13 protein-coding genes are annotated in these 12765 nt (G+C 64.6%); 6 read left to right on the plus strand and 7 right to left on the minus strand.

Going from position 1 to position 12765, the window contains the following annotated elements:
* From B3D39_RS13575 to B3D39_RS13590, 4 genes are all read left to right on the plus strand, one after another.
* On the plus strand, positions 1 to 266 hold a 266-nt coding region (locus tag B3D39_RS13575), incomplete at its 5' end, for a winged helix-turn-helix domain-containing protein (RefSeq protein ID WP_286789797.1).
* A 90-nt stretch (positions 267 to 356) separates the two neighbouring features.
* The gene (gene ligA / locus B3D39_RS13580) at positions 357 to 2480 is read left to right on the plus strand and encodes an NAD-dependent DNA ligase LigA (protein WP_274962794.1); all 2124 of its coding nucleotides are present in this window, start codon (positions 357 to 359) and stop codon (positions 2478 to 2480) included.
* A complete protein-coding gene (gene recG, locus B3D39_RS13585) occupies positions 2477 to 4567 on the plus strand; it encodes an ATP-dependent DNA helicase RecG (protein ID WP_274962793.1) in 2091 nt (696 codons plus the stop codon). The genes ligA and recG overlap by 4 nt, the downstream gene beginning before the upstream one ends.
* Before the next feature lie 112 nt (positions 4568 to 4679).
* Positions 4680 to 4802 (plus strand): hypothetical protein, encoded by a 123-nt coding sequence (locus B3D39_RS13590; RefSeq protein ID WP_255266459.1) that lies wholly within the window; start codon positions 4680 to 4682, stop codon positions 4800 to 4802.
* A gap of 165 nt (positions 4803 to 4967) precedes the next feature.
* Here the strand turns inward: B3D39_RS13590 and B3D39_RS13595 are convergent, their stop codons facing one another.
* Positions 4968 to 5396 carry an iron-sulfur cluster assembly scaffold protein gene (locus tag B3D39_RS13595; RefSeq protein ID WP_274962792.1) on the minus strand — a complete coding sequence of 143 codons (429 nt, stop codon included), beginning with the start codon at positions 5394 to 5396 and terminating at the stop codon, positions 4968 to 4970.
* 61 nt (positions 5397 to 5457) lie between these two features.
* Between B3D39_RS13595 and hisI the strand changes: the two genes are divergently transcribed.
* Complete coding sequence (gene hisI / locus B3D39_RS13600; RefSeq protein WP_274962791.1) at positions 5458 to 5820, plus strand: phosphoribosyl-AMP cyclohydrolase; 363 nt, start codon at positions 5458 to 5460, stop codon at positions 5818 to 5820.
* Positions 5821 to 5848: 28 nt separating this feature from the next.
* Here the strand turns inward: hisI and gluQRS are convergent, their stop codons facing one another.
* The 5 genes from gluQRS to B3D39_RS13625 form a co-directional block, all read right to left on the minus strand.
* A complete protein-coding gene (gene gluQRS, locus B3D39_RS13605) occupies positions 5849 to 6697 on the minus strand; it encodes a tRNA glutamyl-Q(34) synthetase GluQRS (RefSeq protein WP_274962790.1) in 849 nt (282 codons plus the stop codon).
* 21 nt (positions 6698 to 6718) lie between these two features.
* Positions 6719 to 6913 carry a hypothetical protein gene (locus tag B3D39_RS13610; protein WP_274962789.1) on the minus strand — a complete coding sequence of 65 codons (195 nt, stop codon included), beginning with the start codon at positions 6911 to 6913 and terminating at the stop codon, positions 6719 to 6721.
* Entirely contained in the window at positions 6910 to 8259 is a 1350-nt protein-coding gene (gene trmFO, locus B3D39_RS13615) for a methylenetetrahydrofolate--tRNA-(uracil(54)-C(5))-methyltransferase (FADH(2)-oxidizing) TrmFO (RefSeq protein WP_274962788.1), read from the minus strand. Before trmFO ends, B3D39_RS13610 begins: the two co-directional genes overlap by 4 nt.
* 52 nt (positions 8260 to 8311) lie before the next feature.
* Positions 8312 to 9088 (minus strand): hypothetical protein, encoded by a 777-nt coding sequence (locus tag B3D39_RS13620; protein ID WP_274962787.1) that lies wholly within the window; start codon positions 9086 to 9088, stop codon positions 8312 to 8314.
* A 197-nt stretch (positions 9089 to 9285) separates the two neighbouring features.
* Positions 9286 to 10896: a BCCT family transporter gene (locus tag B3D39_RS13625; protein WP_274962786.1), complete on the minus strand. Its 1611-nt coding sequence runs from the start codon at positions 10894 to 10896 to the stop codon at positions 9286 to 9288.
* Here B3D39_RS13625 and B3D39_RS13630 point away from each other — a divergent pair.
* The gene (locus B3D39_RS13630) at positions 10895 to 11056 is read left to right on the plus strand and encodes a hypothetical protein (protein ID WP_274962785.1); all 162 of its coding nucleotides are present in this window, start codon (positions 10895 to 10897) and stop codon (positions 11054 to 11056) included. The genes B3D39_RS13625 and B3D39_RS13630 overlap by 2 nt on opposite strands.
* Before the next feature lie 170 nt (positions 11057 to 11226).
* Here B3D39_RS13630 and B3D39_RS13635 read toward each other — a convergent pair.
* The coding region (locus B3D39_RS13635) for a DNA gyrase C-terminal beta-propeller domain-containing protein (RefSeq protein ID WP_286789798.1) at positions 11227 to 12765 on the minus strand (1539 nt) is incomplete at its 5' end.

Below are 12765 nucleotides of genomic sequence, written 5' to 3' on the forward strand. Positions count from 1 at the left end.
TGACCGGCAAGGAATATCAGATGCTCGAACTGCTCAGCCTCCGGAAGGGCACGACCCTGACGAAAGAGATGTTCCTGAACCATCTGTATGGCGGCATGGATGAGCCCGAATTGAAGATCATCGACGTCTTCATCTGCAAACTGCGCAAGAAGCTCGCCGACGCCACCGAGGGTGAGAATTACATCGAAACCGTCTGGGGCCGCGGCTATGTGCTGCGCGATCCCGACCCGTCCGAGTTGGAACGTCGCATCGCTATGGGTGCCTGACGTCCCGAAAGCCGATGATCTCCGTCGTCACGGCTCTTTACGCCCCCTCGGCGCTTGCCTAAACCAAGGTCAGCACGAGGGGGTCTTTTTATGTCCGAGCCAAGCCGCACCGAGATCGACGCGCTGAGCGAGGCCGAGGCCCGCGCCGAGCTGCCCGAGCTGATCGAGAAGATCGCGGCGGCCAATACTGCCTATCACACCCATGACGCGCCCGAGATTTCGGATGCGGAGTATGACGCGCTCAAGCAGCGGCTCGCGGCGATCGAGGCGAAATTCCCCGCGCTGAAATCAGACCAATCGCCCAGCGAACAGGTGGGCGGGCAGCTGGCCGAAGGCTTCGGCAAGATCACCCATGCCGTCCGCATGATGAGCCTCGCCAACGCGTTCTCCGACGAGGACGTGACCGAATTCGACGAGAGCATCCGCAGCTTCCTCGGCCTGAAAACGGATGCCCCGCTCAACTACACGGCCGAGCCGAAGATCGACGGTCTGTCGCTGTCGATCCGCTACGAACACGGCAAGCTGATCCACGCGGCCACGCGCGGCGACGGCGCGGTTGGCGAAAACGTCACCGAAAACGCCCGCACCATCGACGACATTCCGACGTCGATCGCGGATGCGCCCGACGTGCTGGAAGTCCGCGGCGAGGTTTATATGAGCCATGCCGATTTCGAGGCGCTCAACACCCGCAACGAGGCCGCGGGCGAAAAGCGTTTCGCCAATCCGCGCAACGCCGCCGCCGGATCGCTCCGCCAACTCGACCCGAAAGTCACCGCGTCGCGCCCGCTGAAATTCTTCGCCTATGCTTGGGGCGAGCTGTCCGCGCCGCTGGCCGAGACCCAGATCGACGCCATCGCGCGGCTGCAATCGCTCGGCTTCCAGACCAATCCGCTGACGGAGCTCTGCGACGGCCCTGCCGATATGCTCGCCCATTACCGCGAGATCGAGGCCAGGCGCGCCACGCTCGGCTACGATATCGACGGCGTCGTCTACAAGGTGAACGACCTCGCGCTGCAGCGCCGCCTCGGTTTCCGTTCCACCACGCCGCGTTGGGCGATCGCGCATAAATTCCCTGCCGAGCTTGCCTGGACGCAGCTCGAAGGGATCGACATTCAGGTCGGTCGCACCGGGGCGCTCTCGCCGGTCGCGCGGCTGACGCCGGTGACCGTGGGCGGCGTCGTCGTCTCGAACGCGACGCTGCATAACGAGGATTACATCGCCGGGCGCGATTCCAAGGGCGCCGAGATCCGCGGCGGCAAGGATATCCGCGTCGGCGACTGGGTGCAGGTCTATCGCGCGGGGGACGTGATCCCGAAGATCGCCGATGTGGACCTCACGCGCCGTCGCGACGATGCGGTGCCCTACGACTTTCCGACCCATTGCCCGCGCTGCGGCTCCGAGGCGATCCGCGAAGAGGGCGACGCGGTGCGCCGCTGCACGGGGGGGCTGATCTGCCCCGCGCAAGCCGTGGAAAAGCTGAAACATTTCGTCTCCCGCGCGGCGTTCGATATCGAAGGTCTGGGCGCGAAACAGGTCGAGCAATTCTACGAGGATGGCTGGATCAAGGAGCCCGCCGACATCTTCACGCTGGAAGAGCGCTACGGTCAGGGCCTCCAGCAACTCAAGAACCGCGAGGGTTGGGGCGAGAAATCCGCGCGCAATCTCTTTGCCGCGATCGCCGAGAAACGCACGATCCCGCTGCAACGCCTGATCTTCGCGCTCGGCATTCGCCATGTCGGCGAGACCAGCGCCGGGATGCTCGCCACGCATTACGGCACTTGGGACGCGTTCGAGGCCGCGATGACGCAGGCCGAGTGCGGGCAGGGCCCGGAATGGGACGACCTGATCTCGATCGACGGGGTCGGCGAGACGCTCGCGACCTCGGTCGTGACGACCTTCCAGCAAGAGGCCGAGCGCGCCTCGATCGACCGTCTCACCGCGCATCTGAGTGTCGAGGAGGCCGAGAAGCCGAAATCCGACAGTCCGGTTTCGGGCCTCACCGTCGTCTTCACCGGCACGCTGGAGAAGATGACGCGGGCCGAGGCGAAGGCGCGCGCCGAGGCGCTTGGTGCGAAAGTCTCGGGCTCGGTCAGCGCCAAGACCGACCTGCTCGTCGCAGGGCCCGGCGCGGGCTCGAAAGCCAAGAAAGCGGCCGAGTTGAACATCCGCGTCATCGATGAGGATGAATGGATTGCGCTCGCGGGGGGCGCATGAGCACGCGGCCCGCAGAGCTTTTCGAGCTCTTCGCCGAGCTCGACAGCCTTGCGGGCGTCGGTCCGAAAACGGCCAAGCATTTCGAAGGGTTGGGGATCACCCGCCCGCGCGATGTGCTGTTCACCTTGCCCTATTCGGTGATCGATCGCCGCCCTGTCGCGACCGTGCAAGGCGTGCCCGCGGGCACCACCGTCACCGTCGAAGTGACCATCGGCGTTCATAGCCCCGCGCGCAAACAAGGCGCGCCGGATCGGGTTCTGTGCCATGACGCGCAGGGCGATATCACGCTGGTCTTCTTCCGGGCGCGCGGCGACTGGCTCGCGAAACAGATGCCCAACGGGGCGCGGCGGATCATTTCGGGCAAGCTCGAGATATATGACGGGCAGGCGCAGATCGTGCATCCCGATTACATCCTTCCGCCTGAGAATGCGGACGAAATGCCCCGGTTCGAGCCGGTCTATCCGCTCACCGCGGGCGTCACGCAAAAGCTGATGGCGAAGGCGGCGGAGGGGGCCTTGGCGCGCGCGCCCGACCTGCCGGAATGGATCGACGATGCGCTCAAGCGCCGCGAGGGCTGGCCCGACTGGCAGGATGCGGTGAAAACGGCGCATCACCCAGAAAAGATTGACGATCTTTCGGCCACCGCGCCGGCGCGCGCGCGTCTCGCCTATGACGAGCTTTTCGCCCACCAGATGACCCTCGCGCTCGCGCGGCGCCAGTCGCGGCGCAAGAAGGGCCGCGTGACGCGCGGGACGGGCAAGCTCTCGGCGCAGGTGCTGGCGAGCCTGCCTTACAAGCCGACCGGCGCGCAGACCCGCGCGATTGCCGAGATCGCGGGCGATCTGGGCTCCGAGCGGCGGATGAACCGGCTGCTGCAGGGCGATGTCGGCGCGGGCAAGACGCTGGTCGCCTTCATGGCGCTGTTGACGGCGGTTGAGGCTGGCGGGCAGGGCGTGATGATGGCGCCCACGGAGATCCTCGCGCGCCAGCATCTCGAAGGTCTGGCGCCGCTGGCCGAGGCGGCGGGCGTCCGGCTGGAGATCCTGACCGGGCGCGACAAGGGGGCGGAGCGGGCGCGCAAGCTCGCCGATCTGGCCTCGGGCGCGATCGGGATCCTTGTCGGGACCCATGCGGTTTTTCAGAAAGACGTGGAATTTCAGGATTTACGGCTTTCCGTGATCGACGAACAGCATCGCTTCGGCGTCGCGCAGCGGATGGAGCTGGGCGCCAAGGGGCAGGCGGTCGACGTGCTGGTGATGACCGCGACGCCGATCCCGCGCTCGCTCGCGCTGGCGCAATATGGCGATATGGATGTAAGCCTCTTGGACGAGAAGCCGCCGGGCCGGACGCCGGTCAAGACCGCGCTTGTCGCGATGGAGCGGATGGGCGAGGTGGTCGAACATCTGCGCAAAGCGGTGGCCGAGGGGCGGCAGGCCTATTGGGTCTGCCCGCTGGTCGAAGAAAGCGAGCGTGTCGATCTGAGCTCTGCGACCGACCGTTTTCTGGCGCTGCGCGCGGCGCTTGGCGACGATGTCGTGGGGCTGGTTCACGGCCAGATGCCGTCGGCCGAGAAAGACGCTGCCATGGCGGCCTTCGTGAAGGGGCAGACCCGCGTTCTAGTCGCGACGACGGTGATCGAGGTGGGCGTGAACGTGCCCAACGCGTCGATCATGGTGATCGAGCGGGCCGAGAGCTTCGGTCTCGCGCAGCTTCATCAGCTGCGCGGGCGAGTCGGGCGCGGTGCCGCGGCCTCGACCTGCCTGATGATCTACCAGACCCCGCTAAGTGAGACGGCGGAACGGCGCCTGTCGATCCTGCGCGAAAGCGAGGATGGGTTCCGCATCGCCGAGGAAGACCTCGCCATGCGCGGGGCGGGCGATGTGATCGGCACGGCGCAATCGGGCCTGCCGCGATTCCGCGTGGCTGACCTGGAACGGCAGGCCGGTCTGATGGCGGTGGCGCAGTCGGATGCGCGCAAGCTCCTGTCCGACGATCCCGAGTTAAGTGGCCCGCGCGGACAGGCGGCGCGGGTGCTGCTGTGGCTGATGGAACAGGACCGCGCGATCCGTCTGATCGGCATCGGCTGAGCCCCGTTCGCCCCACGTTCTCCCCCAGTGTTCTCAAATGTTCCTAAAAAGTTCTTTACACGCGACGTCAATTGTGAGAACAAAGAGGCAACAGAGGGAATGGAGGTGCCAGATGGCCAAGGAAATCAAGGAACTTCTCGACCGCAATCACAGCACGTTGCTGGCCGACGCCGTGGGGGGCATCGCGCTTTGCGCAAGCTTCATCATGGCGCTTTGGCTGCCGGGGCTCCTCTAAGCCCGACCTGTCTCATCGTTACTGCCTCGCGCTTTTTGGCTGCCGCACCTGTCCCAAACCTGCGGCTTCGCCTGTCCCCCAGGCCCGCCTGTCCGTAAAGCGCAACTTCAGCCGCCGCTCTTTCGAGTGGCGGCTTTTTTATCGCGAGGGAGAGAGGTTAGCGGCTCAGCACTGCTCGAGCGCTTCGAGCGTCGCCTCGGGGGCGAGCAGGATTGAGCCATGCCGATTGGGGTAGTCGCGCGCGGCTTGCAGCACCTCGTATTCGCCGAAAGGCGCATCGGGGACGGGGCCGCCCTTGAGCATCTCGGCCAGCTGATCGCGCAGCTTCGCAACCTCGTCGCGGGTCCGACCCACAACCTGCGCCCCGAAAATCGCAGCCGAAGCCTGACCCAGCGCGCAGGCATGGACGGTCTGGCTATAGCCGGTCACGCGGCCATCCTTGCAGGTCAGCGAGACCTCGACCGTGGAGCCGCACAGCGGCGCGCGCTTGCGCACGGTCACGTCGGGCTCGGGGAGTGGATCGGTGCCCGGCATATCGGCGGCGAGCGCCAGAATACGCTGCGAATAGAGCTTGATCAGATCGGTGTCGCTCATCTCTTTCCCCTTCGGCCCGTCCGGCGTAGATAGGACCTGAGCCACAGGAAGGAAAGAGCCGATGCCATTCGATCCCGCCAGCTTGACCTATGACGCCAACGGTTTGATCCCCGCCATCGCGCAGGATGCGCTCTCGGGTGATATCCTGATGATGGCATGGATGAATGCGGAAAGCGTCGCAAAGACACTTGAAACAGGGCGCGTAACCTATTGGTCGCGCTCACGGAAATCGTTCTGGGTGAAGGGCGAGACCTCGGGCCATGTGCAGCGCCTGCGTGAGATGCGGGTCGATTGCGACCGCGACGCGCTTCTGGTGCTGGTCGAGCAGGAAGGCCCGGCCTGCCACACCAATCGGCGCTCGTGCTTCTATACCGCGATCCGCGATGGCGAGGAGGTCGAGATCCTCACGCCGATGGAAGGTTGAGAGCGGCCCTTCGGGGAGGATATTTCCGTCAAGAGGAAACGGGCAGCCCGACCATGCGGCGAATGTCGTCGGGGCTGGCCCCATCTTCGCGGTATTTCGCGATGGCGCGGGCATCGTCGCGCTTGGCGAGGCGCTTGCCATTCTCGTCACGGATTAGCTCGTGATGGCAATAGGTTGGCGTCGGAAGTTCAAGTAGAGCTTGAAGCAGAACATGGATCTGGGTGGCGTCGAACAGATCCGCGCCGCGGGTGACATGGGTGATGCCTTGCGCGGCATCGTCGAGCACGACTGCGAGGTGGTAGGACGTGCCCATCTCGCGGCGCGCCAGCACGACATCGCCCACCTTGTCGATCAGATCGGCGCGGGAGACGTTATGCTTGCCTTTGTGCAGCGCGCAGACTTCGTCGAAGCGGATATCGCGGGCGGCGCGGGTCATGTTCAGGCGTAGCGCGCTGTCGGGCAGCGGAGCCCCGGGTTTTCGCGCGCCGCGTTCGCGGCAGGTGCCGGGATAGATCAGACCGTCGGGCCCGTATTGCACGCCTTCCTGCGGTGCGGAGGCTGCCGCCTCGATATCGCGCCGCGTGCAGGTGCAGGCAAAGAGAAGGTCTCTTTCCCAAAGTCTTTCAAGGGCTTCGCGATAGACGTTCAAGCGGTCGGATTGGCGCAGAACCGGCCCGTCCCAGGTCAGCCCAAGCCAGCGCAGATCGTCGTAAATCTGCTCCTCCCAGTGCGGTCGCGCGCGGCTTTGATCGATGTCTTCGATCCGCAGCAGGAACTGGCCGCCCGCCTTGCGCGCCATGTCATGCGCGAAGATTGCGCTATAGGCATGGCCCAGATGCAGCGGGCCCGTTGGCGAGGGGGCGAAGCGTGTGATCATCGACGCGCGCACCCCGCCAAATCAGCCGCCCGCGCGGCGATCCGCATGCGCCTGATAGATCAGGATCCAGGCGAGCAGGATGAACATCGGATGCGTCAGCCCGCCCGAGAAGATGATCGCTGGAATCCAGATCACGAAGATGAGGATCGCAAGGAAGATGCGCCCGATCAGCACGATTGAAAGCGGCGGCAGAAACAGGGCCAGAACGTAATTCATACAGTCTCTCCTTGCTGCGCCAGCCAGTCGCCGAAGACCGTCTTGGCGCGATCGGTATAGGCCTTGTAGCGGTCTTTGCGGCCACGCCGCCCACCCTTGGCGTCGATCGGCGGGAAGAGCCCGAAATTGACGTTCATCGGTTGGAACGTCTTCGCCTCGGCCCCGCCGGTGATGTGGGTGATCAACGCCCCCATCGCGGTTTCGGGTCCCGGCGGCGGCAGTTCGCGGCCTTGAAGTTCGGCAGCGGCCATACGACCGGCCAGCAGCCCCATCGCGGCGCTCTCGACATAGCCTTCCACGCCGGTGATCTGGCCCGCGAAGCGCAGGTTCGGGTGCGATTTCAGTCGCATCTGCGCATCGAGCAGCGTCGGCGAGTTGATGAAGGTGTTGCGGTGGATGCCGCCGAGACGCGCGAATTTGGCGTCCTGAAGGCCCGGAATCATCCGGAAAACAGCAGCTTGCGCGCCATACTTCATCTTGGTCTGGAACCCCACGATGTTGTAAAGCGTGCCGAGCGCGTTGTCGCGGCGCAACTGCACCACGGCCCAAGCTTTGGTCTGCGGGTCGTGTTCATTGGTCAGACCGACGGGCTTCATCGGCCCGTGGCGCAGGGTTTCACGCCCGCGTTCGGCCATGACTTCGATCGGCAGGCAGCCGTCGAAATAGCCCGCGGTTTCGCCCTCGTGGAATTCGGTCTTGTCGGCCTCGAGCAGCGCGTCGATGAAGGCCTCATATTCGTCCTTCGTCATCGGACAGTTGATATAGGCCGTGCGCTCTTCCTCGGTCTCGCCCTTGTCGTAGCGCGACTGACGCCAGGCGACGGACATGTCGATCGTGTCGGCATAGACGATGGGTGCGATGGCGTCGAAGAAGGCCAGACGCTCTTCGCCGGTGGCTTGCAGGATCGCTTTACCCAAGGATTCGGAGGTCAGCGGGCCGGTCGCGAAGATCCATTTTCCACTTGAAGGAAGCTCGGTAACTTCTTCTTCGGTAAAGGAAATGTTCTCATGGGCACGCAGCGCCGCGGTCACGGATTGCGAAAACGCCTCGCGGTCCACGGCCAGCGCACCGCCTGCGGGCAGACGGTGCTTGCGCGCGGTCTCCATGATCAGCCCGTTCGCGGCGCCCATCTCCCAGTGGAGCTGGCCCACGGCATTGCGCTCGTGATCGTCCGAGCGGAACGAGTTCGAGCAGACCATCTCGGCATAGTTGCCGGTCTGGTGCGCAAAGGTTTCGACCTTGGGCCGCATTTCGTGCAGCACCACGCGGATGCCGGCATTCGCCGCCTGCCAGGCTGCTTCCGAGCCCGCCATGCCACCGCCGACGATATGGAGTTCTTCTGTCATGGCCGCTCATGTAGTGGTCAAAGCGGCAAAAGGGAAGGCCGATCGCAGATGCTCAGTCCAGGGCGAAGGTGCCGCGCGCAAATAGCCCGTCCAGCGGGCGGATCGGCGCGAAGTTCTGGTTGCGCACGCCGTGGCCGCGCGGGCCGAAGCGCAACTTGAGGCCGAGGGCGAGACGGGTCTCGTCGCGGCTTTCGGGGCGACCTGTGAAATGGGCGCGCTCGATGCGGGTGAAGAGCGTCGCTGGGCCGTCGCCCAGCCGGTGGCCTATGCCGAACGCGGCGGTGGTCTCGCGGGTGCTGAAGGCCACTTCGGAAATGTCCACGACGGAAAGGTCGGCGGTGAGCGTCGTGCGCGGGCTGACGTCCCATCGTCCGCCGAGGCCTGCGAAGACGTAATCGTTGCTGCCGGGTTTGACGGTGCCGAGCCCGGCGCGTGCCGAGACGCTGCCGCGCGCGCCGACAGCCCAGATCGCTTCGGCGCCGAGCGCATAGGCCGTCTGGCTCGCGTGGCTGGTGTCGGAGACGGCGGCGAAGAGCCCGTATTTGGCGCGCTCCGTGGGCGCCATGTAGAGATGCGCCGCCAGATCGCCGCGCCAGCGCGGACCGGCATCATTTGCGCCGAGATCGAGTTGCAGTCCATGCGCCTGGGTCAGGGCGAAATCGGCGCTCAGATCGGCGCGGGCGGCTCCGAAGTCGCCGGTGGAGTTCTGGATCGTCAGCTCGGCCCCGGTGAAGCCAAGCGCGCTTTGGGCGAGCGCGGGGCCAGCGCTGACGGCTGCGGCGAGACAGAAAACGGCGCCCCGCAGGGCAGAGACAGGAGCGTGGCGCATGATCGGACCTCGTGACGCGGTAACTGAACAAGGCCGATCTTCGCCGGCTGCGCTTCGGGCCCATGCTCCGCTGCGGCTTTGATCTCTTTTGGCAGGCGGGTGGGTCTTAAGGAAGGGTTAAACTTTCTAATGGGTTAACGGCCCGGAGCGTTTCCACTCCGGGCCGTTCGATAGGGTCTGCCCTCGGGATCGCGCGATCAGAAATCGTCCAGCTTGGGCCGCTTGCCGATCGAGACGTGGTCGATATCCTCCAGCGCGAAGCCCTTTATGATCGAGGGGATCATCATCGACACGAGGATGAAGATCGGCAGGCCTACGACCGTGATGACCTGTTGCAGCGCCGTTAGCCCCGCATCGCCTGCGAGCACGATCAGCATCGCCGCGACGAGGCCCTCTGCTGCGCCCCAGAAGACGCGCTGATGGACCGGGCCCGGCGTCGGTGTGCCGGTGCAGAGCATATCGACCACGAGGGACGCCGAGTCCGACGAGGTTGCGAAGAAGATCGCGACCACGATCACCGCGATGCCTTGGACGATATGGACGAAGGGGAAGTGCTCGAAGAAGGCGAACATCGCGAGCGGAACGCTATCCGAGACCGCTTGCGACAATTGCCCCGCCTGATCGCCCATCGCATCGCGGGCGGCCTGACCGATGCCGTCGAACTCCATCGCCTGCCAGCCGAAGATCGCGAACCAGATCAGAGTGAAGAGCGAGGGCGCCAGCAGCACGCCAAAGACGAATTCGCGCACCGTGCGGCCGCGCGAGATGCGGGCCACGAACAACCCGATGAAGGGCGACCAAGTCACCGTCCAGGCCCAGTAGAACACCGTCCACGAGCCCTGCCAGCCCCAGCCGGGCGTGTCGGGGTTCTCGTTGGCCAGCATGTCGTTCCAGAAGGCCAGATGCGGCAGGTTGGTGAGATAGAGGCCGACGGTCTGCACGATCCCGCGCAGCAGGAACAGGGTCGAGCCGAAGATCAGCACGAAGACCATTAGGCCGACGGCCATGCCGATATTGATGTTCGACAAGAGCTTCACGCCTTTGTCGAGCCCTGCCACGATCGAGGTGATCGCGACGGCGGTCAGCACCGTCAGGATCGCGATCTTGACGAAGGTCCCGTCGCCCGTGCCCAGAAGCGCGTCCAGACCGGCGGCGATCTGGCTGGAGCCGAGGCCGAGCGAGACGGCGACGCCGAACAGTGTGCCGAGGATCGAGGCGATGTCGATGGCCTTGCCGATCGGCCCGTTGATGCCTTCCTTCAGCAGCGGATAGAACACCGAAGAGACCCGCACCGGCAGGTCGTAGCGGTTGATGAAATAGGCGAAGCCAAGCCCCGGCAGCGTGAAGATCGTCCAGGTATGCAGGCCGAGGTGATAGACCGCGATGGAGATCGCGTCTTTCGCGGCCTCGTCGGAATAGGGCGCGACGCCCGGCAGCGGCGGCTTGGAGAAATGGCTGATCGGCTCGGCCACGCCCCAGAACATCAGCACCGTGCCGATGCCGCCCGCGAAGAGCATCGTGAACCAAGACAGGTTGCCGTATTCGGGGCGGCTGTCCTTCGGACCGAGCCGGATATGGCCGTGGCGCGACAGTGCGGCCCAGATCAGGAACCCGAGCCAGATGTTGACGCCGAGGATGAAGAACCAGCCGAGATTGGTGACAATCCAAGAACGGCCCGTGGCGAACGCATCGCCAATCGGGCCGGGGAAGATGACAAGCGCGAGCACGAAGAGGATCGTGAAGCCTGCTGATACGAAAAAAATGGTGGGGTCGGTTCGTAGGCCGAGCCTGTCTGCAAAGGCTTTCATGAAACTCTCCCTGTTTCTAATAGTGCAACCGCAACGGGTGGCTTCAGGGGTTGTTCCGCGCAGAAGGGACATCGAAGAAAAGAAAAAATGGAAACGGCCCGGCGCGTGGCTGGACCGCAACATCGAAAGTTCCGGAAATAGAAAGCCTTATCGCTTGTGAGAGAGGCTGTATTCAAGCGCGCCGCCGATGCCGATGCCACACCGACCGATCCGGCATCTGTTCGACTCTAGGCTAAATTACCAAGGAAAAGCCCCCGTCCTTGTCAGACGGGGGCATGATCTTAGTGCTTGTTGCGACGCCGTTCAGAATTGCGAACAGCCTGCGCGGGATCAGCTTTCGCTATCCGGCGTGCCGCCACCCTCGGAGGTGTCCGGCGCGTCGGGCGCATCGGTCGGCCCTTCGGCCTCCGGGTCCAGATCGTCGTCATCGCCCTGATCGGCGATCCGCGCGACCGAGACCACGACCTCGCCCTTGGCGGTGTTGAACACACGCACGCCACCGGCCGAACGCGAGCGGAAGGAGATGTCTTCCACCGGGCAACGGATCGACTGACCCGTCGAGGTGGCGAGCATGATCTGATCGCTCATCTCGACCGGGAAGGAGGCCACAAGCGGGCCGCCCCGCATCGCCTTGTCGATCGCCGTCACGCCCTGACCGCCACGACCGCGGGTCGGGTAGTCGTGGCTGGACGAGATTTTGCCCGAGCCTTTCGAGGTGATCGTGAGGATCAGATCCTCGGCGGCGGACATCTCGGCGTAGCGCTCGGTCGAAAGCTGACCTTCGGCCACGACTTCCTCGTCCTCGTCGGGTTCGATCTCTTCCTCGGTCACGCCTGCCATCAGGCGACGTTGCTTGAGGTAGGCCACGCGCTCTTCCGAAGTGGCCTCGAAGTGGCGGATGACCGACATCGAGACGACCTCGTCATCGCCCTTCAGCTTGATGCCGCGGACACCGACGGAGTTGCGCGAGTTGAACACGCGCACTTCCGGCACGGGGAAGCGGATCGCGCGACCGCTGGCGGTGACCAGCATCACGTCGTCGTCCTCGGAACAGATGCGCGCATTGATCAGGCGCATCCCTTCGTTCTCGTCCTCGAATTTCATCGCGATCTTGCCGTTGCGCATGACGTTGGTGAAATCCGACAGGCGGTTGCGGCGCACGGTGCCCTTGGAGGTCGCGAAGACCATCTGCAGGTCGTCCCATTCCGCCTCGTCGCGATCGACCGGCGTGATCGCCGCGATTGAGACGCCGGTGGGGATCGGCAGGATGTTGACGATCGCCTTGCCCTTCGACTGGCGCGAGCCGAGCGGCAGCTGCCAGCACTTCATCTTGTAGACCATGCCGCCGGTCGTGAAGAACAGAAGCTGCGTGTGGGTGTTGGCGACGAACAACGTGGTGACCGTGTCGTCATCCTTCAGCGCGCCACCCGACAGACCCTTGCCGCCGCGCTTCTGCGAGCGGAAATCGGCGAGCGGGGTGCGCTTGATGTAGCCGCCCTGTGTGACGGTCACGACCATGTCTTCGCGCTCGATCAAGTCTTCGTCGGCCATGTCGCCGGCCCAGTCGATGATCTCGGTGCGGCGCGGCACGGCGAAGAGCTCGCGCACTTCGCGCAGCTCGTCGGCGATGATCGCCATGATCCGCTCGCGCGAGGCGAGGATGGCGAGGTATTCGCGGATCTTCTCGGCCAGTTGGGCGAGCTCATCCGTGACTTCCTTCACCCCGATCTGGGTCAGACGCTGCAGGCGCAAATCGAGGATCGCGCGGGCCTGCGTCTCGGACAGGTTATAGGTGCCGTCATCGTTGACCGGATGCAGCGGATCGTCGATCAGCTTGAGATATTCGACGATGTCATGCGCGGGCCAGCG

This window comes from Thioclava sp. UBA3469 (genome assembly GCF_002378135.1).
GTDB lineage: Bacteria > Pseudomonadota > Alphaproteobacteria > Rhodobacterales > Rhodobacteraceae > Thioclava > Thioclava sediminum.

What these genes read in the sequence shown, in the direction of transcription:
- recG (WP_274962793.1), top strand. Translation starts at nt 2,477, where the DNA reads ATGAGCACGCGGCCCGCAGAGCTTTTCGAGCTCTTCGCCGAGCTCGAC.
- B3D39_RS13625 (WP_274962786.1), bottom strand. Translation starts at nt 10,896, where the DNA reads ATGAAAGCCTTTGCAGACAGGCTCGGCCTACGAACCGACCCCACCATT.
- hisI (WP_274962791.1), top strand. Translation starts at nt 5,458, where the DNA reads ATGCCATTCGATCCCGCCAGCTTGACCTATGACGCCAACGGTTTGATC.
- gluQRS (WP_274962790.1), bottom strand. Translation starts at nt 6,697, where the DNA reads ATGATCACACGCTTCGCCCCCTCGCCAACGGGCCCGCTGCATCTGGGC.
- B3D39_RS13620 (WP_274962787.1), bottom strand. Translation starts at nt 9,088, where the DNA reads ATGCGCCACGCTCCTGTCTCTGCCCTGCGGGGCGCCGTTTTCTGTCTC.
- ligA (WP_274962794.1), top strand. Translation starts at nt 357, where the DNA reads ATGTCCGAGCCAAGCCGCACCGAGATCGACGCGCTGAGCGAGGCCGAG.
- B3D39_RS13610 (WP_274962789.1), bottom strand. Translation starts at nt 6,913, where the DNA reads ATGAATTACGTTCTGGCCCTGTTTCTGCCGCCGCTTTCAATCGTGCTG.
- trmFO (WP_274962788.1), bottom strand. Translation starts at nt 8,259, where the DNA reads ATGACAGAAGAACTCCATATCGTCGGCGGTGGCATGGCGGGCTCGGAA.
- B3D39_RS13595 (WP_274962792.1), bottom strand. Translation starts at nt 5,396, where the DNA reads ATGAGCGACACCGATCTGATCAAGCTCTATTCGCAGCGTATTCTGGCG.
- B3D39_RS13590 (WP_255266459.1), top strand. Translation starts at nt 4,680, where the DNA reads ATGGCCAAGGAAATCAAGGAACTTCTCGACCGCAATCACAGCACGTTG.
- B3D39_RS13630 (WP_274962785.1), top strand. Translation starts at nt 10,895, where the DNA reads ATGAAACTCTCCCTGTTTCTAATAGTGCAACCGCAACGGGTGGCTTCA.